The sequence below is a fragment of the Bradyrhizobium sp. USDA 3240 genome, from assembly GCF_054063295.1.
The window spans coordinates 4,023,614-4,044,348 of the sequence record NZ_JBSSGD010000002.1 but is presented as its reverse complement, the minus strand read 5'-3'; the positions used below and the strand labels follow the sequence as shown (position 1 = coordinate 4,044,348).

22 protein-coding genes and 1 pseudogene are annotated in these 20,735 nt (G+C 64.7%); 13 read left to right on the top strand and 10 right to left on the bottom strand.

All coding sequences use genetic code 11. The annotated features are described in order from the left end of the window. Positions 1-4: 4 nt before the first annotated feature. Together ACVIGA_RS19810 and ACVIGA_RS19805 are read right to left on the bottom strand one after the other, a co-directional pair. Positions 5-1,180, bottom strand: coding sequence for an HlyD family secretion protein (locus ACVIGA_RS19810; protein WP_456667654.1), 1,176 nt, complete (start codon positions 1,178-1,180; stop codon positions 5-7). Continuing rightward, positions 1,173-1,652, bottom strand: coding sequence for a MarR family winged helix-turn-helix transcriptional regulator (locus tag ACVIGA_RS19805; RefSeq protein ID WP_223971983.1), 480 nt, complete (start codon positions 1,650-1,652; stop codon positions 1,173-1,175). Before ACVIGA_RS19805 ends, ACVIGA_RS19810 begins: the two co-directional genes overlap by 8 nt. Positions 1,653-1,842: 190 nt before the next feature. Between ACVIGA_RS19805 and ACVIGA_RS19800 the strand changes: the two genes are divergently transcribed. The 3 genes from ACVIGA_RS19800 to ACVIGA_RS19790 all read left to right on the top strand — a co-directional run bounded on the left by ACVIGA_RS19800 (position 1,843) and on the right by ACVIGA_RS19790 (position 3,780). Continuing rightward, positions 1,843-2,328 (top strand): Fur family transcriptional regulator, encoded by a 486-nt coding sequence (locus tag ACVIGA_RS19800; protein ID WP_028338147.1) that lies wholly within the window; start codon positions 1,843-1,845, stop codon positions 2,326-2,328. 248 nt (positions 2,329-2,576) lie between these two features. Next, complete coding sequence (locus ACVIGA_RS19795; protein ID WP_456670845.1) at positions 2,577-3,452, top strand: DMT family transporter; 876 nt, start codon at positions 2,577-2,579, stop codon at positions 3,450-3,452. A 139-nt stretch (positions 3,453-3,591) separates the two neighbouring features. Further along, positions 3,592-3,780, top strand: a complete 189-nt coding sequence (locus ACVIGA_RS19790; RefSeq protein WP_194457301.1) for a hypothetical protein — start codon at positions 3,592-3,594, stop codon at positions 3,778-3,780. Positions 3,781-4,001: 221 nt separating this feature from the next. Here the strand turns inward: ACVIGA_RS19790 and ACVIGA_RS19785 are convergent, their stop codons facing one another. After that, positions 4,002-4,877, bottom strand: a complete 876-nt coding sequence (locus tag ACVIGA_RS19785) for a sulfurtransferase (protein ID WP_456667653.1) — start codon at positions 4,875-4,877, stop codon at positions 4,002-4,004. A 258-nt stretch (positions 4,878-5,135) separates the two neighbouring features. On the opposite strand from ACVIGA_RS19785, the gene ispG reads away from it, so the two are divergent. From ispG to ACVIGA_RS19770, 3 genes and pseudogenes are all read left to right on the top strand, one after another. Further along, positions 5,136-6,425 (top strand): flavodoxin-dependent (E)-4-hydroxy-3-methylbut-2-enyl-diphosphate synthase, encoded by a 1,290-nt coding sequence (gene ispG / locus ACVIGA_RS19780; RefSeq protein WP_456667652.1) that lies wholly within the window; start codon positions 5,136-5,138, stop codon positions 6,423-6,425. Positions 6,426-6,678: 253 nt separating this feature from the next. Beyond that, positions 6,679-7,572, top strand: a complete 894-nt coding sequence (locus tag ACVIGA_RS19775; RefSeq protein ID WP_456667651.1) for a TauD/TfdA dioxygenase family protein — start codon at positions 6,679-6,681, stop codon at positions 7,570-7,572. A 77-nt stretch (positions 7,573-7,649) separates the two neighbouring features. Beyond that, positions 7,650-8,990 (top strand): annotated as a pseudogene (locus ACVIGA_RS19770) (Rieske 2Fe-2S domain-containing protein). Between the two features lie 35 nt (positions 8,991-9,025). Here the strand turns inward: ACVIGA_RS19770 and ACVIGA_RS19765 are convergent. Continuing rightward, positions 9,026-10,633, bottom strand: coding sequence for a Na+/H+ antiporter (locus ACVIGA_RS19765; protein ID WP_456667650.1), 1,608 nt, complete (start codon positions 10,631-10,633; stop codon positions 9,026-9,028). 109 nt (positions 10,634-10,742) lie between these two features. Then, the gene (locus ACVIGA_RS19760) at positions 10,743-11,117 is read right to left on the bottom strand and encodes a nuclear transport factor 2 family protein (RefSeq protein WP_223971999.1); all 375 of its coding nucleotides are present in this window, start codon (positions 11,115-11,117) and stop codon (positions 10,743-10,745) included. Positions 11,118-11,319: 202 nt separating this feature from the next. Here ACVIGA_RS19760 and ACVIGA_RS19755 point away from each other — a divergent pair, with 202 nt between their 5' ends. Further along, positions 11,320-11,754: a GFA family protein gene (locus ACVIGA_RS19755; protein ID WP_456667649.1), complete on the top strand. Its 435-nt coding sequence runs from the start codon at positions 11,320-11,322 to the stop codon at positions 11,752-11,754. Positions 11,755-11,760: 6 nt separating this feature from the next. On the opposite strand, the gene ACVIGA_RS19750 is transcribed toward ACVIGA_RS19755, so the two are convergent. Next, positions 11,761-12,177, bottom strand: a complete 417-nt coding sequence (locus ACVIGA_RS19750; RefSeq protein WP_456667648.1) for a hypothetical protein — start codon at positions 12,175-12,177, stop codon at positions 11,761-11,763. Between the two features lie 128 nt (positions 12,178-12,305). Between ACVIGA_RS19750 and ACVIGA_RS19745 the strand changes: the two genes are divergently transcribed. Continuing rightward, positions 12,306-12,548 carry a hypothetical protein gene (locus ACVIGA_RS19745; protein WP_456667647.1) on the top strand — a complete coding sequence of 81 codons (243 nt, stop codon included), beginning with the start codon at positions 12,306-12,308 and terminating at the stop codon, positions 12,546-12,548. A gap of 10 nt (positions 12,549-12,558) precedes the next feature. On the opposite strand, the gene ACVIGA_RS19740 is transcribed toward ACVIGA_RS19745, so the two are convergent. Further along, a complete protein-coding gene (locus ACVIGA_RS19740) occupies positions 12,559-13,239 on the bottom strand; it encodes a DUF1345 domain-containing protein (protein ID WP_456667646.1) in 681 nt (226 codons plus the stop codon). Positions 13,240-13,257: 18 nt separating this feature from the next. After that, positions 13,258-14,178: a polyprenyl synthetase family protein gene (locus ACVIGA_RS19735; RefSeq protein WP_375777602.1), complete on the bottom strand. Its 921-nt coding sequence runs from the start codon at positions 14,176-14,178 to the stop codon at positions 13,258-13,260. Positions 14,179-14,378: 200 nt separating this feature from the next. On the opposite strand from ACVIGA_RS19735, the gene mtgA reads away from it, so the two are divergent. From mtgA to ACVIGA_RS19715, 4 genes are all read left to right on the top strand, one after another. Continuing rightward, a complete protein-coding gene (gene mtgA / locus ACVIGA_RS19730) occupies positions 14,379-15,050 on the top strand; it encodes a monofunctional biosynthetic peptidoglycan transglycosylase (RefSeq protein WP_456670844.1) in 672 nt (223 codons plus the stop codon). Positions 15,051-15,207: 157 nt separating this feature from the next. Beyond that, positions 15,208-15,393, top strand: coding sequence for a 50S ribosomal protein L32 (rpmF, locus tag ACVIGA_RS19725; protein WP_021077536.1), 186 nt, complete (start codon positions 15,208-15,210; stop codon positions 15,391-15,393). Positions 15,394-15,592: 199 nt separating this feature from the next. Further along, the gene (locus ACVIGA_RS19720) at positions 15,593-16,225 is read left to right on the top strand and encodes a hypothetical protein (protein WP_456667645.1); all 633 of its coding nucleotides are present in this window, start codon (positions 15,593-15,595) and stop codon (positions 16,223-16,225) included. Positions 16,226-16,244: 19 nt separating this feature from the next. Next, positions 16,245-16,715, top strand: coding sequence for a YybH family protein (locus ACVIGA_RS19715; protein WP_456667644.1), 471 nt, complete (start codon positions 16,245-16,247; stop codon positions 16,713-16,715). A 16-nt stretch (positions 16,716-16,731) separates the two neighbouring features. On the opposite strand, the gene ACVIGA_RS19710 is transcribed toward ACVIGA_RS19715, so the two are convergent. Next, positions 16,732-16,989, bottom strand: coding sequence for a hypothetical protein (locus ACVIGA_RS19710; RefSeq protein ID WP_456667643.1), 258 nt, complete (start codon positions 16,987-16,989; stop codon positions 16,732-16,734). Positions 16,990-17,248: 259 nt separating this feature from the next. On the opposite strand from ACVIGA_RS19710, the gene ACVIGA_RS19705 reads away from it, so the two are divergent. Continuing rightward, on the top strand, positions 17,249-18,940 hold the full coding sequence (locus ACVIGA_RS19705; protein ID WP_456667642.1) for a putative bifunctional diguanylate cyclase/phosphodiesterase: 1,692 nt from the start codon (positions 17,249-17,251) through the stop codon (positions 18,938-18,940). A gap of 44 nt (positions 18,941-18,984) precedes the next feature. On the opposite strand, the gene ACVIGA_RS19700 is transcribed toward ACVIGA_RS19705, so the two are convergent. Further along, positions 18,985-20,439, bottom strand: coding sequence for an acetamidase/formamidase family protein (locus tag ACVIGA_RS19700; protein WP_456667641.1), 1,455 nt, complete (start codon positions 20,437-20,439; stop codon positions 18,985-18,987). Positions 20,440-20,735: the final 296 nt, after the last annotated feature.

Sequence of the window (20,735 nt, the reverse complement as noted above, 5' to 3'; positions counted from 1 at the left end):
CGTCTTAGTCCTGGTGGTCCGGGTGCGCGGAGGCTGAGCCCAGCCCGAGCAGGCCGGCCAGCGTGCGGCGGTGGTTGGTGTCGATCGTCGCGTAGACGCTCATGCCGGCCTTCAGCTTCTTCACGAACGGATCGTTCTCGTCGAAGTAGATCCGCACCGGCACCCGCTGCACCACCTTGACGAAATTGCCGGTGGCGTTCTGCGGCGGCAGGATCGCGAACTGCGCGCCGGTGCCCGGCGACAGCGAGCCGATCTTGCCTTTGAACTCATGGTTCGGGAACGCGTCGACGTCGAGCGTGACGGGCTGGCCGACCGCGACATAGGTGAAGTCGCTTTCCTTCGGATTGGCATCGACCCAGGGATGGTCGACATCGATCACCGAGAACACCGGCGCGCCCGCCGCGACGAAGCGGCCGAGCTGGATCTGGTCGACCTGGGTCGCCACGCCGTCCATCGGCGCGCGCAGCACGGTGTGATCGAGATTGCGCTGGGCGTCGTCGAGCTTGGCCTTGGCCTGCGCGTAGGGCGGGAAGCGCTCGATCGGCAAATCGACATCGCCGAGCAGCTGCGTCTTGGCGTTGGAGATCTGCTGCCTAATGTATTGCGCGAGGCTCTCGGCGGTCACTTGCGCATTTGCCGCGTTGTCGAGGTCGAGCTGCGAGCCGAAATTCTGCTTGGCGAGCGTCGATTTGCGATCGACGTCCTTTTTCTTCAGTTCAATGCTCTGCTGGGCGAATTCCAGCATCCTGGTGTTGATCTTGATGTTGTCGACCAGATTGTCATAGCTGGTCCTGGTCTGGTCGAGCGCCGCCTTGGCCTGGTCGACCGCGAGGCGGAACGGCACCGGGTCGATCTCGAACAGCTCGTCGCCCTTCCTGACGTGCTGGCCTTCCTTGACGACGATCTTGTCGATCTTGCCGGAGATTTCCGGCGTGATCAGCACCTTCTGCGCGCCGACATAGGCATCGTCGGTGCCGACATAGCGGCCGCCATTGAGATAGAACACGCCGCCGCCGATGACAGCCACGATCGGCAGCACGACGAGCAGCAGCACCCGGCGATAGCGCCGCAGGGCCGCCATCAGGCGGCGGCGCGGCGCGCGGCTGGCCTTGCCTGCCGGCGTGGGCTCTCCGGGATTGCTCTTCTGCTCAGGGGCCAGCTTGAGAACGGGTTCAGCCATAGCGTTGTTCCTTTCGGGAGGGCTCGCCGGCTGGGCTTTGGATGGCATTGCGAACGTTTTCCTTGATCGATTCCAATTGGGTGAGCAGGCGATGCGCATCAGTGGGGCTGATGCCCTCGAGCGCGGTCGCGGTGAGTTCGGAACGCAGGCCGGCAAGCTTCCCGAGCAGCGGGCGCGCGGCCTTCTTGAGATAGAGGCGGTTGACGCGGCGGTCGTTGTCGTCGCTGCGGCGCTCGATCCAGCCATTGTCGCAGAGCTTGTCGATCAGCCGCGTCAGCGTGATCGGCTGCATCTCGAGCAGCTCGGCGAGCTCGGTCTGCTTCATGCCTTCCTGGCGTTCCACCTTGGACAGCACGGCCCATTGCGCGCGGGTGATGCCGTAGCGCGCGGCCTCCTTGTCGGCGTAGACGCGGATCAGCCGGAACAACTCGCCAAGCGTAAACAAGAAGTCCGTATCCACGGAACCGCGCATAGACCCATCTCCATAAGCTTGGGATATAATAAGCTTGCTTATGAATTCTGCATGCCGGGTTAACGGGAGGCTGCCCCGCATCGCGCACATGGCTGCAGGGCAACGAGGGATGCGCTTCGGGTATTGGGCGGCGGTCTTGAGGTTGGGCCGGGCTATGGGAACCGGCGCAGAAATGCTACATATCGGGGCAATGAGCCTGGCCAAGCCGACATTTCCTGCCCCCGACCACGATCACGGCCGTTGCGCCGCGGACGCGATGGCGCATGCCGAACAGGTGTGCGCGCGCCGCGGCCAGAAATTCACCCCGATCCGGCGTCAGGTGCTGCAGGCGCTGCTGTCGAGCCATCGACCGCTCGGCGCCTATGAGGTGATCGACGAACTGGCCAAGACGATGCCGCGCCCGGCACCGATTACCGTGTATCGCGCGCTCGACTTCCTGATGGAGAACGGCCTCGTTCATCGCATCGAGAGCCGCAACGCCTTCCTCGCCTGCGCGCACGATCATGACGAGACCTCGATGGTGGCGTTCCTGATCTGCGACCATTGCGGCTCGGTCGGCGAAATTCCCGCCGCCCCCGTCGCGCAAAGCCTGACCGCCGCGGCGCGGGCCTCGGGCTTCATCCCGAAGCTGTCCGTGGTCGAGATCGCCGGCACCTGCGCGCATTGCCAGAAATGATCGTTCTCGTCCGAGACCCTTCTCCGTCATTGCGAGGAGCGAAGCGACGAAGCAATCCATGCCTCGGCAAGTGGCGAGATGGATTGCCTCGCTCCGCTCGCAATGACGATCCAAGCGACACGCGAAGACTAACAACAACAGGCCGATAGGCCGGCCCGCGAGGAAACATGTCGACCCAAGCGATCACAGCCCACGTCACGAGGCCCGTCAGCGTCGGCCACGGGCTGCCGCCCGGCGCCATCGCATTGATGCTGATGCTGTGCGTGAGCTGGGGCTTCAACCAGCTCGCGGTCAAGCTCGCGCTGCCCGACGTGCCGCCGATGCTGCAGGCGCTGATCCGCTCCTCAGGCGCGCTGCCCGTTATGCTGATCGTCGGTCGGCTGCGCGGCGTCAAATTCTTCGAGCGCGACGGCACGCTGCTGCCGGGCGTGATCGCCGGGCTGATGTTCGGCTGCGAGTTCGTGCTGATCTTCACCGGGCTGACCTTCACCTCGGCGTCGCGCGCCTCGGTGTTCCTCTACACCGCGCCGTTCTTCGTTGCGCTCGGCTCGCACCAGTTTCTCGGCGAGCGTCTCTCGACCGTGCAGTGGAGCGGGCTGGCGCTGAGCTTTGCCGGCGTCGCGCTCGCGATCGGCGTGCCGCAGCCGAATGTCGATGCCAAGGTGCTGCTCGGCGATCTCATGGTGGTCGGCGGCGGCGCGCTGTGGGCCGCGACCACGCTGGTCGCCAAGGGCACGCAGCTGCGCAAGGCCGCGCCGGAAAAGGCGCTCGGCTACCAGGTCGCGATCTCGATTCCGATTCTCGGGTTGGCAGCCTGGATCGCCGGCGAGCGTATCGAGCACGTACCGAGCGCGCTGTCGATCTCGCTGCTCGCCTATCAGGCGGTCTGGGTGGTGGGCTGCACCTTTGTCATCTGGTTTGCGATGGTGAAGACCTATTCGGCGAGCAAGCTGTCGGCCTTCACTTTCGTCACGCCGCTGTTCGGCGTGGTCGCGGCCTATTTCGTCATGCACGACACGCTGACGGCGGTGTTCGGTGTCGCTGCGCTATTGGTGATTGCCGGGCTTTATCTCGTCAACAAGCCCGACCCGAAGGTGACACCGGATCCGAACGTTCCGGCGTGACAGCGCTGCAACGCGATACACATCGTCCGTGTCGGCCGGCGCAAGGAGTGGCCCCTTGCTCCCCTATTGATCTACGTCAACACTGCTGCCCACATTCCGTGAACCCTCCCATGCGAGGGGATGCCGTGGAGGCACGCTGATGCCAATCGATGCCACCGATGCAATTGAAGCCGGAATCCGGTCCGCGTTCACCGCATACTCCAAAGAGGATGATCCGGACTGGCGCAGTGCGTGCTGGATCAAGCCGGATGAGTGCTCGCATTTGGCAAAGAGCATCTTGAAGGAATTGGCGGCCCGAGGCTTTGAGATCGTCAAGAAGCCGGCTTGATCGTCTAAAGACCCGGACAATTCATGTGGCGGGAATGCGGATGTCTGACTCACGGGTGGCGCAATAAATTCGGTGTCGTCCCGGCGCTGGCCGGGACCCATAACCACCGTAGGTGATTGTTGCGCGACGCCGGGGCCACAGCTTTTCTCACCAACCCAATCCTGGGGCTATGGGTCCCGGCCTTCGCCGGGACGACGTGAGGGAGGGCTATGCGCTTCCGACTACCCCACCTCGATCGGCAGCGACTCATCCTTTGCCCATTCGCCCATCGAGCCGTCATAGAGCGTGAGATTGTCGTAACCGAGCCGATGCAGCTGGAACAGGTCGATGGTCGCGGAGATGCCGCCGCCGCAATAGGCGACGACGCGCTTGTCCCTGCTGATGCCTTGCGCGGCGAAGGTTGCTTCGGCCTCTTCGAGCGGCACGAATGTCTTGACCTTCGGATCGATCAGGGTTGCCGCCGGCACGCTGACGCTGCCGGGGATGCGGCCGGGCCGGCCGTAACGGCTCGGCTCTAACCCCCTGTAGAATTGCGGGCCGAGCGCATTGACGATCACGGTGTCGCGCTCGGTGGTTGCGGCGAGCACGTCACGCTTGTCGACGAATAGGCCGTCCTTCGGCCGCGCCGAGAACGTGGCTTGCGGATAGCCGCCGGCAAGCCCGGTCTCGATGTCGCGTCCCTCGGCGGTCCATTTGTCGATGCCGCCGTCGAGCACCGCGGCGCCGTCGAAGCCGAGCGAACGCAGCATCCACCAGAACCGCGTCGCCCACATCGCAGTGCCGATCGAATAGAGCACCACGCGACTATTGGCCGAGATGCCGTGGCGGCCGAACGCGGCCTCGAGCTGGGCCGTCGGCGGCATCATGAAGCGCAGCTCGGTGCGGGGGTCGGAGAATTCGGCCTGCAAATCGAGGAAATTCGCGCCCGGGATGTGACCGGCCTCGAACGTCTGGCGGCCCGAGACGACAACATAGGGGATGTTGCTGCCGGCCGGGGCCGGCTCCAGATAGGTCGTGCAGTCGAACAGGCGCAACTCGGGCCGGGTCAGGATGTCGGCGAGTTCCGCCGTGGTGATCAGCTCGCTATGGCCGGCCATGTCGCGCCTCCCGGTGTGTGTTTAACGGGATGCTAAGATGCTCCGGATCACATGAAAAGCTGTCACTTTGCCCTTTGATTCACCCCAATTCGGCCCAATATAGCTGTCCATGCAGGACGCCGCTGCATGGCTTGCCTTTGGCCTCAATCGGCGTCATAAGCTGTTGAATTCACTCCGAAACATCACCGTTTGGCCCGTCTTGCGCGAGGCCCATCGCCCCCTTGGTGAATGTCACCAAAACCTGATATTCGAGACGCCATGAACAAGCCCGAGATTTTGCCGCAAGACGACGTCGCCGGTCCCGCGCCGCGGCACCACACCACGCAGGTCATGGTCGGCAACGTTGCCGTCGGCGGCGGTGCGCCGATCGTCGTGCAGTCGATGACCAACACCGACACCGCCGATATCGACGGCACCATCGCCCAGGTCGCCGCGCTGTCCCGCGCCGGCTCCGAGATGGTGCGCATCACCGTCGACCGCGAGGAAGCCGCTGCCGCCGTGCCGCACATCCGCGACGGCCTGCGCAAGCGCGGCATCACCACGCCCTTGATCGGCGACTTCCACTATATCGGCCACAAGCTGCTCGCCGAGTATCCGGCCTGCGCTGAGGCGCTCGACAAGTACCGTATCAATCCCGGCAATGTCGGCTTCAAGAACAAGCGCGACACCCAGTTCGCCGACATCATCGAGATCGCGAACAAGAACGGCAAGCCGGTGCGCATCGGCGCCAATTGGGGCTCGCTCGACCAGGAGCTGCTCACCAAGCTGATGGACGAGAACACGGCATCGGCCAATCCGCGCGACGCCCGCGCGGTGACCCGCGAGGCGATGGTGCAGTCGGCATTGCTGTCGGCGGCTCGCGCCCAAGAGCTCGGCATGCCCAAGAACAAGATCATCCTGTCGGCCAAGGTCTCGGCCGTGCAGGACCTGATCGCGGTCTATCAGGAAGTCGTGCGCCGCTCGGACTATGCGATCCATCTCGGCCTCACCGAGGCCGGCATGGGCTCGAAGGGCATCGTCGCATCCTCGGCCGCGCTCGGCATTCTCTTGCAGCAGGGCATCGGCGACACCATCCGCATCTCGCTGACGCCGGAGCCCGGCGGCGATCGCACGCTGGAAGTGCAGGTCGCGCAGGAATTGCTGCAGACCATGGGCTTCCGCACCTTCGTGCCGCTGGTTGCGGCCTGCCCCGGTTGCGGCCGCACCACCTCGACCACGTTCCAGGAGCTGGCGCGCTCGATCCAGGATTTCATCCGCGACGAGATGCCGGCCTGGAAGACCAAATATCCGGGCGTCGAAGAGCTCAACGTCGCTGTCATGGGCTGCATCGTGAACGGCCCCGGCGAATCCAAGCACGCCAATATCGGCATCTCGCTGCCCGGCACCGGCGAAGCGCCGGCCGCGCCTGTCTTCGTCGACGGCAAGAAGTTCCGCACCCTGCGCGGTCCGGGCATCGCCGCCGACTTCAAAGCGCTGGTGATCGACTATATCGATCAGAAGTACGGCGCCGGCGCCAAGGTGCCGGAGACGGCGGGCGCCGCGGAGTAATTTCACTCCGCGCGCGATCCACACTCAATCGTCGTCCCGGCGAAGGCCGGGACCCATAACCACAAGACGTGGTTATGGCGTGAGATGCGGATTACCAGCCTTCGCAAAAACCCAATCCTGTGGTTATGGGTCCCGGATCTGCGCTCCGCTTCGCTGCGCTTGTCCGGGACGACAGATATGTTTGCGGCGCAGATTGCGCTTCCGTTGATGCGCGCTACCATGCTCCCAATCAAGAACCATCGGGAGAACGCCCATGAGCTCGCTGTCCGGCAAGCAGGGTCCGCGCTACCGCCACCTCGCCGACCAATCCGAGCCCTATGAGACCATTGGCGTCGAGAAGCTGACGCCGATCATCGGTGCGGAAATCTCCGGCGTCGATATCGGCAGGCTGGTTGGCGACGATGCGCGCTCCAACCGCCAGATGGACGAGATCCATCGCGCGCTTGCCGAAAACCTCGTCATCTTCTTCCGTGATCAGCACATCAGCCCTGATCAGCACCTCGCCTTCGGCCGTAAGTTCGGCGAGCTGCACGTGCACCCGGCCGCGCCCAACGAAGGCGATCCGGCGCTGATGAAGATCTATGCCGACAAGGATAGCCCACGTGCCAATGGCGAAGGCTGGCACACCGACGTGTCCTGCGATCTCGAGCCGCCGATGGGCTCGATCCTCTATATCAAGCAGTGCCCGCCGCGCGGCGGCGACACGCTGTTCGCCAACATGTACGCGGCCTATGAGGCGCTGTCGGACCGCATGAAGGCCTATCTCGACGGGCTGACCGCGCTGCATGACGGCGAGCAGACCTATCGTGGGCTGTACGCCAATTATGGCGTCGCCGACAAACGGGAATATCCCCGGGCCGAACATCCCATCGTCCGCACCCATCCGGTGACCGGGAAAAAGTCGCTCTACGTCAATCGCGGCTTCACCCGCTTCATCGTCGGCATCCCGCGCGACGAGAGCGATGCCATGCTGGCCTATCTCTACCAGCATGCGGAGAACCCGCTGTTCCAGTGCCGCTTCCGCTGGTCGGAAAACGCGATCGCGTTCTGGGACAATCGCTGCGCCCAGCACCGCGCGATGTGGGATTACTGGCCGCACACCCGCTCCGGCACTCGCGTGACGGTGAAGGGCGAGCGGCCGGTGTAAAGGAATTGCGTGGGATGGATTTTGCTTCGCCCTACTCATCCTACGGACTGAAACAAAAATAATTCGGGAGACCACCCATGCTCCGCGCCGAAGACAACAAATTCCTCACCGAATCGGGTGCCGGAACGGGAATGGGCGAATTGCTGCGCCGGTTCTGGATTCCGGTGCTGCTGTCGGAAGAGCTGCCGGAGCCCGACAGCGACCCGAAGAAGATCGTTGTCATGGGCGAGGAGCTGCTGGCCTTCCGCGACACTAGGGGCGTGGTCGGCGTCATCGATCAGTATTGCCCGCACCGCGGCGCCAATCTCTGGCTCGGCCGCAACGAGGAATGCGGCATCCGCTGCGTCTATCATGGCTGGAAGTTCGACACCGACGGCCGCTGCGTCGACATGCCGACCTCCTATCCGGACCTCAACGCCAAGGACCTGATCCGCATCAAGTCCTACCCGGTGCGCGAATGGGGCGAGATGATCTGGGCGTATATGGGCCCCGTCGAGCAGATGCCCGAATTGCCGGCGCTGGAGATGGCGCTGCTGCCGGCCTCGCATCGCTTCGTCACCAAGAAGTGGCAGGACTGCAATTGGGTGCAGGCGGTGGAAGGTTCGATCGACACCGCGCATTTCACCTTCGCGCATCTCTCCTTCGACAAGGAGGAGAACGAAATCCTCGACATCAAGAAGCATTTCGTCAACCCGCTGACGCGGGTCGCGACCGACCACATGAGTTGGATCGCCGAGGATCCGCGCCCCGTCATCAAGATCAATCCGCATGAGGCGGGGCTCACGGTCGCGGGCGGACGGCTCACCGGCAGCGACAACATCTACTGGCGCATCGCCCAGTTCCTGATGCCGTTCCACAGCTATGCGCCGAGCTCGATGCCGGGCGAGAACATGTTCGGCCAGACCTTCGTGCCGGTGACCGACACCAGTTGCTGGATCTACACCTATGCGTGGAATCCCGACCGCCCGCTGACCGACGCCGAATGCGACGGCTACGCCAATGGCAACGGCGTGATGGCGGTCGTCGACGAGAACTACGTGCCGCTGCGCAACAAGGCGAACGACTATCTGATCGATCGCAAATTGCAGCGGACCAAGAGCTACACCGGGATCAAGGGCGTCTCCGAGCAGGACGCCGCGGTGCAGGACAGCTAGGGCCCGATCGCCGACCGCACCCGCGAGCATCTCGGCCCGACCGATCTCGGCATCATGCATTTCCGCAAGCTGGTGCTGGAGGCGGCCCGCGCCCTGCAAAAGGGCGAGGCGCCGCCGCACGCCAGGCATCAGGATCGCTACACCGTGCGCTCCGGCGCCTGCGTCACCAGCAAGACCAAGGACCTCGCGGCCGTCATGGTCGAACGGTTCGGCGATCCCGCGGGCTTCGTCGGCGGTCCCGGCCAGAACGCCGCGGCGGAATGATCTGTCGTCCCGGCGAAGGCCGGGACGACGTAAACTTACAACGGAATCCTGCGATACTCCCGGTTGGAGAGGCTCGCCTCTTCCAGATCCAGATCGCGCTCGATGCGCCGCCTGGTCTCGTCGGTGATCTTGCCGTCGCGCAGCAGCATGTGGATGAACTTGCGCTCGGACGAGATCAGCTCCCGCGTCAGCGCGGTGCCGGCGGCGGAGACGTCGTGCTTGTCGGGATCGAGCGTATCAGGCAGCTGGTTGATGCGGATCTCATGGCGCGAGCGCAGCAGCTTGATCACCTCGTCGGAGAGCTCGCGGTCATCGGTGATGGCGTCGAGCGATTTCAGCGCGGCGTTCAGCGCCTCGCGCCGCGCCTCGATTTCCTGCTCGTGCTCGGCGATGTGCTCGCTGCGCCCGTCCTTGGCGAGGCCGAGCAGGCGCACCACCGGCGGCAATCCGAGGCCGAGCCCGACCAGCGTCACGAAGATCACGCCGAAGGCGACGAACAGGATCAGGTCGCGATACGGGAAGGCCTCGCCGCCAGGCAATGTCAGCGGCAGCGCAAGTGCTGCAGCGAGCGACACCGCGCCGCGCACGCCGGTGAAGGCGACCACGAACACCGCCCGCCACGACGGCAGCGGATCGCGCTCGCGCACGCGGGCGCTGATCAAGCGCGGCAGATAGGTGCCGGGAAACACCCAGAGGAAGCGCGCGACGATCACGATGACGGCGACCAGCGCGGTGGCGGTCAGGATGTCGTATAGCGGAAACGCCTTCGACTTCTCGTACAGCGAGCGCATCTGGAAGCCGGTCAAGAGGAACAGCAGGCCCTCGATCAGATAGATGATCAAGTCCCAGAAGAAGATGCCCTGCAGGCGCGTCGCGGCCGAGATCAGCAGCGGTCCGTTCCAGCTCATATAGAGGCCGCAGGCGACGGTTGCGATCACGCCGCTGCCGCCGAAATGCTCGGGGATCCAGTAGGCGAGGTAGGGCGTGATCAGCGACAGCGTGATCTCGACCTGCGGATCCCGGGCGCGGCGGCGGGCGCGCAGGCTGAGCCAGCCGACCGCCGTGCCGAACGCGATCTCGCCGGCAACGATGACGAAGAACGTGCCGGTCGCCTTCGGCAGCGAGAACAGTCCGGTGGTGATGGCGGCGAGCGCGAAGCGGTAGAGGATCAGCGCGGTCGCGTCATTGGCGAGCCCCTCGCCCTCGAGCACGACAAGGATGCGGCGGGGCATGCCGAGCTTGCGCGCGATCGCGAGCGGCGCGACCACGTCCGGCGGCGCGACGATCGCCCCTAGCAGGAAGCCGGTGCTCCAGGGCAGCCCGATCAGATAGTGGGTCGCGGCCGCGACCATGAAGGCGGTGAAGATCACGCAGCCGACAGAGAGCAGGATGATCGGCCGCAGATTGGCCTTGAACTCGCGCCAGCTCATCGCGACGCTCGCCGAATAGATCAGCGGCGGCAGCACCACCAGGAGCACGAGCTCGGGCGGCAGTTCCAGCGACGGCATGCCCGGCACGAAGGCGAGCACGATGCCGACCAGCAGGAGCAGGATCGCCGGCGCGATGTCGGTCCGCCGTGCAACCAGCGCGGTTCCCGCCAGCACGCCGAGCAGCGTGAGAAAGATCTGAAATTTGGCTTCCATAATGGGCTCAATTCACCCGGAAACCAGCGCCAGTCAATGCGGTCCGGCCGGAGCCGGACCGTCGGGGCGTGTCACAAAGCCGTCGCAGGGATGCGGTGGGGCCGCCCGGTCAGTCCCGCTGATCGTAGCGGTAGGACTTCGAGACAATCTGCCAGCCGTCGGCGAGCTTCATTGCGACGAGGTAGTCGGTGAAATAGCGCGGCGGCAGCTGGCAACGCACCTTGATGAAGGCGGTGTTGTCGTCGGAGCGGTCGATGGTGACGATGAAGTCCTCGCGCGGCTTGCCTTCGGCCTTCGCCGACGGCCGCTTGCGCACCAGAGCGAGCCAGTCCGGCACGCTGAGGACCTTCAGCTCGCCCCTGTCCACCCAGCGCAGGTCGGCACTGGGATGAAAGGCCGTCGCGAGCTTGTCGGCATTGCTCTCGTAGAGGCCGTCGAAATAGGTCTGCACGACGCTTTCGACGCTGGATCGTTCTTGGCTCATTGGTTAGTCCTCCCGGCGGGATTTGAACAACTAGAGCGTTTTCGAGCGAAGTGGATATCGGTTCGCGTGAAGAAAACGCGTCAAAACTAGAATCTAGAGCCCCAGTTCCGATTCAATCGAAACGGAAAGGGCTCTAGGATTTAGCCATGAACCGCCGGATTGCGCCATGGCCGGCGATAAAATTCCGCGTGAGGAGCGAGTCGTGACCGCATCTGCAAATTCGAACGAAACTATCCTGACCGGCGAATGCTTTTGCCGCGACGTGCGCTACGAAGTGGCCGACGCGTTTGGCTATGCGCTGAATTGTCACTGCTCGAATTGCCGGCGTACCACGGGTTCGGCGTTCAAGCCGTTCGCAGGCATCGTGCGCGAGAAATTCACCGTCACCAGCGGTGCCGATGGTCTTTTGATCTACGGCGATGAGCTCACCCACGACGCGCATTGCGGCCGCTGCGGGTCGCTGCTCTATTCGCAGGTCCGTAACGGCGCCTATATCCATGTCACGATGGGTACGCTGCGCGATGCGCCCACGATCCGGCCGACCGCGCATATCTTCGTCGGCTCCAAGGCACCGTGGTACGAGATACTGGACGGCCTGCCGCAATATCAGGAGCATGTGACGCAAAGCGGGGAATAAATCCGCTCAAGGCAGGTTCTTGCCCTGAGTTGGGTCCACTTGTGCCGCTGATGTCTCGGACGGCCCCAGCGAGAAGGCGAGCACGACGTCGTCGGCGCGCTGCTTGAATTCCTTGCCGACCGCGGTGCGCGCGGCGTCGGCGAGTTCATGCAACGGCTTGTCCTGCATCAGGCTGGGGAAGGTGACGGTGACCGACGTGAGCCGGCCATTGTGCCAGTTGAACGCGACCGCCGGTTTGACCCCGACCATCGCAACCAGATCGTTCTCCACGGCCTTGGCGTGCTTGAAGCCGTCGAACACGGCGTCGACCAGGCCGCAGCCCGCGGCGCAGCCGGCCAGCAGCGCGACGGCAAGGAGGTTTCTGGCCATGCTGCGGACCTTGCCGGCCCTGGCGGGTGGAACCGCCGCGCTTGTGCCCTGCATCATGTCCTCCGTGCTTCTGTTCTTGTTGGCTCGATCGTGCACGAAATCTCCCGACCAGCCAAATCCGAACCGGCGGTCTGTTTCGTCGACTAACAGTCAGGACGGCATGGTCCACGCCATCGCGGATCGTGAGGCGGCTCACAAAGCAACGCCGTGACCGCGAACGCGCCTTCCACCCGCAGCGCGAGCCGCAGGTCCCATCAGCGGAAATTCCGCGGCCGCAGAAGCGCGCAAGGGCGGAAGGCGGCGGCAGCGGTCAGATCATGTGCGATGCCTATCTGTGCCGTCCGGTCAGGCGCGGCTGCCATCTCGAGTACCGCGGCGGCGGCGGCCCCGGCGGCCCCGGCGGCAATGTCGAGGTCTGCAACTAGCTCTCAGCAGCTAGATCGCACTCGCGGCGATATTCACCATCAGGGCCAGCAGCGCTGTGTTGAACACGAACGAGATGATGCCGTGCACGGTCGCGGTGCGGCGGATGATCTTGTCGGTGATGCCGACGTCGGAGACCTGCGCGGTCATGCCGATCACGAACGAGAAATAGACGAAATCCCAGTAGTCGGCGTCGGTATGTTCGTCGCCGCTTGGAAATTGCAATCCGCCAGGCGTCTTGCCGCGGTAGAACTCGTGGGCGTAGTGCAGCGCGAACGCGGTGTGGACCGCCGTCCATGACAGCGTGATGGTGACGATCGCCACCGCCAGCCCCGCCGCGCTGCCCTTGGATGCGCCGAGTTCGAATACGATGGCCAAGAGGCTCGCCAGTGCGCCGAACGCGGTCAGCAGCAGGATCAGGAAACGGCCGTCGTCCTGCAAGATGGCGCTGCGCTTGATGTGGGCGACGCCACAGCGCAGCATCATCACATAGGCGAGCACGAGATAGAGCGCGGCGAAAGCGTCCCAGCCGGCGAGCATGCGCGTCACGAGGCGCATCGAGCCGGGGATCAGCAGCGCGACGGCGATGCCGACCGCGATCGAAACGAAGGTGCGCGGCCGGCCCACCACCACGCGGACCGGCATCGGCAGCTTGCGGAAACGAACAAGGCGATCGTCGAACTCCTTGTTCATTTCGCGTTTTGCTTTCCGCTAATTCTTGCGCTCAGCGACGAAGCGGGCGGCCGCGCGCAGCACGTCGCCCCGATCGCCGAATACCGACAGCGCGGCGTCGGCGCGGGCCAGGAGGTCGCGCACGCGCTGCTTGGCGCCGTCGATGCCGAGCTGGGTGACGAAGGTGGTCTTGCCGAGCACGGCGTCGGCGCCGGCCGGCTTGCCGAGTGCGGCGGCGTCGCCCTCTACGTCGAGCAGGTCGTCGGCGATCTGGAAGGCTTCGCCGAGCGCTTTGCCGTAATCGTCGAGCGCCTGGTATTCCTTCTGCGAGGACTGGCCGAGGATCGCGCCGGCGATGCAGCCGAAGCGGAGCAGCGCGCCGGTCTTCATCTGCTGCACGCGCGCGACGTCGACCGGCTCGCGGTCGCCGAACCGGCCTTCGCCGGCGAGGTCGAGGATCTGGCCGCCGGCCATGCCGCCGACGCCGGAGGCGCGCGCCAGCGCGCGGGTCAACAGCAGGCGCACCTGGGCGTCCTTGTGGATCGCATCGCGGGTGATGATGTCGAAGGCAATCGTCAGCAGCGCGTCGCCGGCGAGGATCGCGGTGGCGTCGTCATAGGCCTTGTGCAGGGTCGGGCGGCCGCGGCGCAGATCGGAATTGTCCATCGCCGGCAGATCGTCATGAATCAGCGAGTAGCAGTGGATGCATTCAAGCGCGGCGCCCACCAGCAGGGCGGATTCGCGCGGGATGCCGAACACCGCGGCGCTCTCGACCGCAAGGAACGGCCGCAACCGCTTGCCGCCGCCGAGGCTCGAATAGCGCATGGCCTCGATCAGCCGCTTCGGGCGCACGATCTCGTCGCTTTCGGCCGCATCGGACAGCAGTTTGGCGAGCAGGGCTTCGGTATCCTCCGCGGTCTGGTCCAGCCGCTTGGAAAACTCTGCAGTACCGGTCGTCATTAAGAATTGCTCCAGATCGATTTTCGGCCGGACAATCGTTGATGGGATCGGCTTCGTCAATTCCCGCCCTGCGACGGATTGCGCCTTAAAAGTGCTGGAAAAACCGTGAATTATCCCATTGACGTCTGATAGCGCCGGCCGTGTTCTGGCTGAAGGCTCCCAAATCCTCCCTGGAAAGGTCCTCCCCGGAAACCCCAGCTTTGCGCATTGTCCGGATTTTATTGCTGCTTTTGCTGGCCCTGGTGTTGCTGCCCTATCTGGTGACGCCGTTCTACCGCACCGGTCAGCCAGTTTCGGCCCTGATGGCGTGGCGGACCCTGCGAGGGGCCCCGGTCACACGGCATTGGATCGATTTCGGCGCCATGTCGCCTTACCTGCCGCGGTCCGTGGTCGGCTCGGAGGACGCCCATTTCTGCAAGCACCGGGGCATCGATTGGGGGGCGCTGCGCGAGGTGATCGATGACGCCGGGGACGGCGAGGCGGCGCGCGGCGGCTCGACCATCACCCAGCAGGTAGCCAAGAACCTGTTCCTGTGGCCCGGCCGCAGCATGATCCGCAAGGGATTGGAGCTGCCGCTGGCGCTCTGGATCGATTTCGTACTGCCCAAGCAGCGAATTCTGGAAATCTACCTCAACATCGCCGAAATGGGGCCATCCGGGCAGTTTGGCGCCGAGGCCGGTGCCCAATATGCCTTTGGCCGGCCGGCGGCAGAGCTGTCACCCCGGGAGGCGGCGCTTTTGGCGGCGATCCTGCCGAATCCGGTCAAAAGGAGCGCCCGGAACCCGGGTCCGGGGGTCCGCAGGCTGTCCGGCACCTACATGGTCCGGGCCAACTCGGTGACCCGCTGCTGGCGCGAAAATCGCGGCTCCTGAGCGCGATTTCGGGCGGATTTTGCTGTCTCCGGGCCTAGATTTACGCGGTCCCTTCCTCTATAAGCGCGGCCTTACCGGCATCGCAGCTTGCGCTTCGAAGCGCTGAGCCCGTCCGCATTTCGGACGATGCCTCCGCAACACCCTAGAGGACACCGTCATGGCCGTTCCCAGAAGAAAAACCTCGCCGTCGCGCCGTGGCATGCGCCGCTCGGCCGATGCGATCAAGACCCCGACCTATGTCGAGGACAAGGACTCCGGCGAGCTGCGCCGTCCGCACCACCTCGACCTGAAGACCGGCATGTACAAGGGCCGCCAGGTCCTGAAGGCCAAGAAAGAGTCCTGATCGGACCTTCGGCTGTCGCGCCGCTGGCGGGAGCATGATCCGGAAAAGTGCTTAGCGGTTTTCCGGAAATATCATCCTCCAATCAAGATCGCGCTGCGCCTGAATTCGGCCAACGAGTGCGGTCAACACGGGCGCGTCGGCGGCGAGGCCAATGAGCATCGCCGCATTGCTGGTTCTCCCTGAATAAGGCGCAAGCCCGATGGTCGGTTTTCCGCTGCTGCTCGTTCCGCTCGCGGTCTACAACATCATCGCCTTCCTGATGCCCGGCGTGTCCTTCACGGACCCGCTGATCAGGCTGACATTGCTGTCGGGCGAACAATGGCAGATCACGCTCAGTGACATGCTGCTCGCCGCCGGCGTGCTGCTGTTGCTGCTCGAGGTCATCAAGGGCGCGCGCCCCGGCGCGAAATATCTCACCGACCATCTGCTGTCGCTGATCGTGTTCGGCGCGGCCGCCGCCGAATTCGTGCTCTGGCCGAAGTTCGGCAACTCGACCTATTGCCTGCTCACGCTGCTGGCGCTGGTCGATTTCATTTCCGGAATTGCGCTGCGCACCCGCCGCCGTGCGCTGGTCGCTCCCGCGGTGCCTGCGCCGGTCGGCAAGTCGCAGCCCGCAGCGGTCGAGACGCCGCGGCCCGCGCCTGCGGTGGAGCCTGCGCCGCCGCGGCCCGAGCCTGCACCCGTCGTTACACCGGCCCCCGCCGCGCCGGTTCCGCCAGCGACTTCAGTTGCGGAGTCCGTGTTGCTCGATCAGTCCGCGCCCAAGCCCACCGTCACCTCGCCGGATTTGCAGCCCGGCGGCCAGCCATCGCCAGGCACGCCGCAACGGTAGAGCGTTATCGAGCACGATCATGAGCGGAGAAACGGCCCTTCCGATCGCCGATTCGACGACCACTCGATCGATCTTTGATTGGCTCGAACGGTTCGCCGCCTGCGTCAGGGCGGTCGATTATGCGGCCGCCCGTCCGTTCTGGCATTCGGACATCATCTCGTTCGGCACCTATCAGGAACTGATCCACGGCCGCGAGCGCTGGACTGAGATGCAATGGGACAATGTCTGGCCCCGCACCGCGGATTTCGCCTTCGATCTCGCGCATACGGAGGTGCTGATCAGCGCCGACGGCGGCATGGCGACGGTGATCACGCCATGGACGAGCAGCGGCTTCCATGCGGACGGCAGCCGCTTCGATCGGCCGGGGCGGGCGACGATCATTCTCGCGTGTCAGGCCGACGGGCGCTGGCTCGGCATCCATTCCCACATGTCGTTGCGCCGCGGCGTGCCGCAGGACAGCCACGGCAACCGGCCCGTCAAGGCCCGCTGATCCCCAAGATGATGGGCTAGATGATTTGCCTGGTGCGCCGCGCGACGCTGCGGCGTTCGTCGACATGCGGGCCGTAGGCGCTCTGCGCGTCGGCCAATGACCCACGCCGCAGCACGCAGGTTTGCGGCTCATGGGCGGCGGTGGCGATCAGATGGGCCACAAACGACGGATCGGCATGCGCCAGCGGGATCTTGGGCGCCCAATGCGTGGTCGCGGCCAGCGGCACCAGAGCCGTGCCGGTCGCGTCGGGAGTATCGGTGAACTCGCCGTCCAAGATCTCTGATTGGACCTCTGATTGATCGATATCGAGCATCGCCTGCGACCCGTTGGAACGTCATAGTTTGGGACGTTGCGTCCCTCTGCAATACCCTCATGGCAAGGGTCATGCCCGCCATCCCCAGTTCGTTCCGCGGCAGTCGAAAACGTGGTTTCCAGATTATTTATCAAGTTCTCCTAGCGTTGGATTCGCCGGAACCACTATCTTGAGAGTGTAATAGAATCACCGGGTGCCGTCCCAAATCGAGACATATTCGATGCTCCCTGTCCCACCAGCTGCCAGCATCCTCGCCTCGCTCGGCCAAGCGACTTTCGCCTGGGACCTGGCGAGCGATGCGATTGCCTGGAGCGACAATGTGGCGACGGTGTTCCCGGACATCCCCGTCACAGCGCTGGCCAGCGGCACCGAACTCGCAAAGCTGATCGAGCCCATGCGCTCGGTTCGATCAGATGCACTCGGCCAGACTGGAACGGTGCGGGGCGGCGAGGGCGTGCCCTACCGAATCGAATATGGCGTGCGGGCCGTCACCTCGGCGCCGGTGATCTGGATCGAGGAGACCGGCTGCTGGTTTGCCGGCGCCGACGGCAGGCCGGCGCGCGTGCAGGGCGTCGTCCGCGTCAACAATGAGCGGCATGCCCGCGACGAGCAACTCGTGAAGCTGTCGCGGCACGACCCGCTGACCAACGAGCTCAACCGCACCCATCTGATCGCCTCGCTCGCCGAGACCATCGAGGAGTGCGCGCGCTTCCGCACCTCCTGTGCCTTCATGCTGATCGGCATCGATCATCTGGCGCGGGTCAACGATGCCTTCGGCTTCGATGTCGCGGACGCCGTCATCGCCGAGGTGGCGAAACGGATTCGGGCCCGGCTGCGCAGTGGCGACATGCTCGGTCGCTTCTCCGGCAACAAGTTCGGGCTGATCCTGCGCAACTGCACCGTCGACGACACCAACGTCGCCGCCGAGCGCTTCCTCGCCGCGGTGCGCGACGAGGTGGTGCCGACCAGGTCCGGCCCGGTGTCGGTAACGGTCTCGATCGGCGCCGTCACCATCCCGCGCCATGCGAAGTCGTCGGAGGAGGCGGTCAATCGCGCCCAGGAGACGCTGGACGCCGCCAAGAGCCGCCGCGCCGGATCGTTCGCGCTGTGGAAGCCGAATGTCGAGCGCGATGCCCAGCGCCGCGTCAACATCCGCGTCACCGACGAGATCGTCACCGCGCTGAACGAGCGCCGCATCGTGATCGGTTTCGAGCCGGTGGTCGATGCGCGCTCGCGGCAGCCTTCGTTCTACGAGTGCCTGGTCCGCATGGAGCAGGATGACGGCCGCGCGCTGCTCGCGCCCGATATCGTGCCGGTTGCCGAGCGGCTCGGCCTGATCCGGATGGTCGATCATCGCGTGCTCGAGCTTGCGATCGCCGAGCTCGCTGCCGCGCCGAGCGTGCAGCTCAGCCTCAACATCTCGCCCGACACCACGATGGATCCGGACTGGTGGGCCACCATCGAATCGCTGATGCGCGCGCATCCCGGCGTCGGCGAGCGGCTGATCGTCGAGATCACCGAGACGGTTGCGATCCAGGATATCGACGACGTCCGCGGCTTCGTCACGCGGCTGAAGAATTTCGGCAGCCGGATCGCGATCGACGATTTCGGCGCCGGCTACACCTCGTTCCGCAATCTGCGCAAGCTCGGCGTCGATATTGTCAAAATCGACGGCGCCTTCGTGCAGAACATCGTTCGTTCGGCCGACGATCGCGCCTTCGTGCAGACGCTGATCGATCTCGCGCGTCGTCTTGAAATCAAGACCGTCGCCGAATGGGTGCAGGACGAGGAAGCCGCCGTGATGCTGCGCGAATGGGGCTGCGACTTCATCCAGGGCCGCCTGATCGGCCTCGCCTCGCCGGACCGGCCGTGGAACGCGCCGACGGAGAAGGCCGTTCCCGCCGCGGGCTGAAGCGCGATGATCGGCGGATCACCGCGCTCCAGAATTTCACTTCGTCAGCTGTCGCCGCCGGCGAAGATGTCCTTGCGGATCACTGCGTGGACGCCCCAATTGCCGTCGACCACCTGGGTGACCCCGAAATCGACGCCGAGCGAGATCAGCGAGATCGCTTCGTCCTCGGTCAGCTTCTTCGTCGTCATCAGGAACTTGCGCATCTTGCGGAACGCGTCGCGCAGCGCGAGGTCGACCGACGATTTCTTGTAGATCTCGGTCTGCGCACTGGTGCCGAGCTCGCTGAGATAATTGGCGAAGCTGAAGCCGTGCACCAGCCATTCGTCCTGGGTCTCCAGCATCGGGTAGTCGAGTGCTTCCAGCGCGGTGCCGGCGAGGTCCGCCTTCTTGTGCAGGATGATCTGGAAGGTGCCGTTGAGCGAGCATTCGATCGCCGTGCCGCACAGTTCGGAATCGCCCTGCGAGGCGTGAGAATCGCCGACCGACAGCAGCCCGCCCTCGACCGCGACCGGATAGTACATCGTGGCGCCCTTGCCGATCCGCCAATTGTCGATGTTGCCGCCGGTGTAGCTCGGCGGGATCGAATCGACGAACTCGGCCTCCTTGGGCGCGAGCCCGATCACGCCGAAATGCGGACGCACCGGGATGCGCACGTTCTTCAGGATGCCGTGGTTCTCCTTGACTGTCGAATGATCGACCGGCACGCCGGGATAATCGATGGTCTTGTGCACCACGCCGGACGGATCGGTCTGCGGCGTCCAGGTGAAGTTGTAGACGGCGCGCGCCCAGTTGCGTTCGCCTGTGGCATCGACCTCGTAGATGGTGACGACCTCGCGCGGCTTCGGCTCGGTGAGCAGATCCTTGTAGTGGAAGCCCCACGACGCCGCGGCGTTGCTGCCGAACGCCTTGCCGGAATATTTCGCATTGGCGCAGGGCCGCGGCGCCACGTCGATGATGCGCAGCTCGAGCACGTCGCCTTCCTCGGCGCCGCGCACGAACACCGGCCCGGTGCAGATGTGCACGCCGAGGCCTTCGCCCGCACCGCGTCCGAACAGCGAAGCATCCATCGGGCCGGCGCCGCGCCGGTTCACGCCCTTCTTCTCCTTGGTCCAGAGATACACGCTCTCGACGCCGGGATCGCCCTTCACCATGCGCTCGGCATCGTCATTGGCGTGGTGCGTCAGCGCCTCGATCGTGATGAAGTCGCCGGAATTGATCTCGACGCGCGGCTTCAGCGTCTTGCTGAAATAGCCCCAATGCACGGTGTCGGCGTTGGCCGGCAAATGGTGATAGGCGCGCTGCGCCGGCTGATGCTTCTCGGCAGCGGCCGCCATCTTCGGCGTCACCAGCGAGATGCCGCCGGCGGTCATCGCCGCGGCGCCGCCCGCCGCCGCGAAGCTCGAGCGCAGGAACGAACGGCGTTCCCGGTCAAGCGTCTCCTTGAACTGGCGATGATGCAATTCGAAGTCCGGGCAGTTCTTGTCGTCACCTGCGCACATCCTGAGCTCTCCCTCTACTTTCCCTTGGATCAAAGTGCGGGTGAGAGTGCATGGCGCCGCGCTGCTCCGACATGACCGGGCGCGCCCAATAATTTGTAGGCGCGCTTGTGCTCCTCGCAACGCGAAAGCATGTGCAAAGGCGTGCAGAGCGTCCGCTGCGGCGGCCTTCGCATCGCGGCATGGCCGCTACGGTCAAGAATTTGGGCGCATTCGATCAAGTTGCACTGCGTTCGCGGGAGACCGCGCGCCGCGCGAGAGCGGCTGCGCCCGTGCATTGCACGCAGGCTGGGCAATCC

What these genes read in the sequence shown, in the direction of transcription:
- ACVIGA_RS19810 (WP_456667654.1), bottom strand. Translation starts at nt 1,180, where the DNA reads ATGGCTGAACCCGTTCTCAAGCTGGCCCCTGAGCAGAAGAGCAATCCC.
- ACVIGA_RS19805 (WP_223971983.1), bottom strand. Translation starts at nt 1,652, where the DNA reads ATGCGCGGTTCCGTGGATACGGACTTCTTGTTTACGCTTGGCGAGTTG.
- ACVIGA_RS19800 (WP_028338147.1), top strand. Translation starts at nt 1,843, where the DNA reads ATGAGCCTGGCCAAGCCGACATTTCCTGCCCCCGACCACGATCACGGC.
- ACVIGA_RS19795 (WP_456670845.1), top strand. Translation starts at nt 2,577, where the DNA reads ATGCTGATGCTGTGCGTGAGCTGGGGCTTCAACCAGCTCGCGGTCAAG.
- ACVIGA_RS19790 (WP_194457301.1), top strand. Translation starts at nt 3,592, where the DNA reads ATGCCAATCGATGCCACCGATGCAATTGAAGCCGGAATCCGGTCCGCG.
- ACVIGA_RS19785 (WP_456667653.1), bottom strand. Translation starts at nt 4,877, where the DNA reads ATGGCCGGCCATAGCGAGCTGATCACCACGGCGGAACTCGCCGACATC.
- ispG (WP_456667652.1), top strand. Translation starts at nt 5,136, where the DNA reads ATGAACAAGCCCGAGATTTTGCCGCAAGACGACGTCGCCGGTCCCGCG.
- ACVIGA_RS19775 (WP_456667651.1), top strand. Translation starts at nt 6,679, where the DNA reads ATGAGCTCGCTGTCCGGCAAGCAGGGTCCGCGCTACCGCCACCTCGCC.
- ACVIGA_RS19765 (WP_456667650.1), bottom strand. Translation starts at nt 10,633, where the DNA reads ATGGAAGCCAAATTTCAGATCTTTCTCACGCTGCTCGGCGTGCTGGCG.
- ACVIGA_RS19760 (WP_223971999.1), bottom strand. Translation starts at nt 11,117, where the DNA reads ATGAGCCAAGAACGATCCAGCGTCGAAAGCGTCGTGCAGACCTATTTC.
- ACVIGA_RS19750 (WP_456667648.1), bottom strand. Translation starts at nt 12,177, where the DNA reads ATGCAGGGCACAAGCGCGGCGGTTCCACCCGCCAGGGCCGGCAAGGTC.
- ACVIGA_RS19740 (WP_456667646.1), bottom strand. Translation starts at nt 13,239, where the DNA reads ATGAACAAGGAGTTCGACGATCGCCTTGTTCGTTTCCGCAAGCTGCCG.
- ACVIGA_RS19735 (WP_375777602.1), bottom strand. Translation starts at nt 14,178, where the DNA reads ATGACGACCGGTACTGCAGAGTTTTCCAAGCGGCTGGACCAGACCGCG.
- rpmF (WP_021077536.1), top strand. Translation starts at nt 15,208, where the DNA reads ATGGCCGTTCCCAGAAGAAAAACCTCGCCGTCGCGCCGTGGCATGCGC.
- ACVIGA_RS19720 (WP_456667645.1), top strand. Translation starts at nt 15,593, where the DNA reads ATGGTCGGTTTTCCGCTGCTGCTCGTTCCGCTCGCGGTCTACAACATC.
- ACVIGA_RS19715 (WP_456667644.1), top strand. Translation starts at nt 16,245, where the DNA reads ATGAGCGGAGAAACGGCCCTTCCGATCGCCGATTCGACGACCACTCGA.
- ACVIGA_RS19705 (WP_456667642.1), top strand. Translation starts at nt 17,249, where the DNA reads ATGCTCCCTGTCCCACCAGCTGCCAGCATCCTCGCCTCGCTCGGCCAA.
- ACVIGA_RS19700 (WP_456667641.1), bottom strand. Translation starts at nt 20,439, where the DNA reads ATGTGCGCAGGTGACGACAAGAACTGCCCGGACTTCGAATTGCATCAT.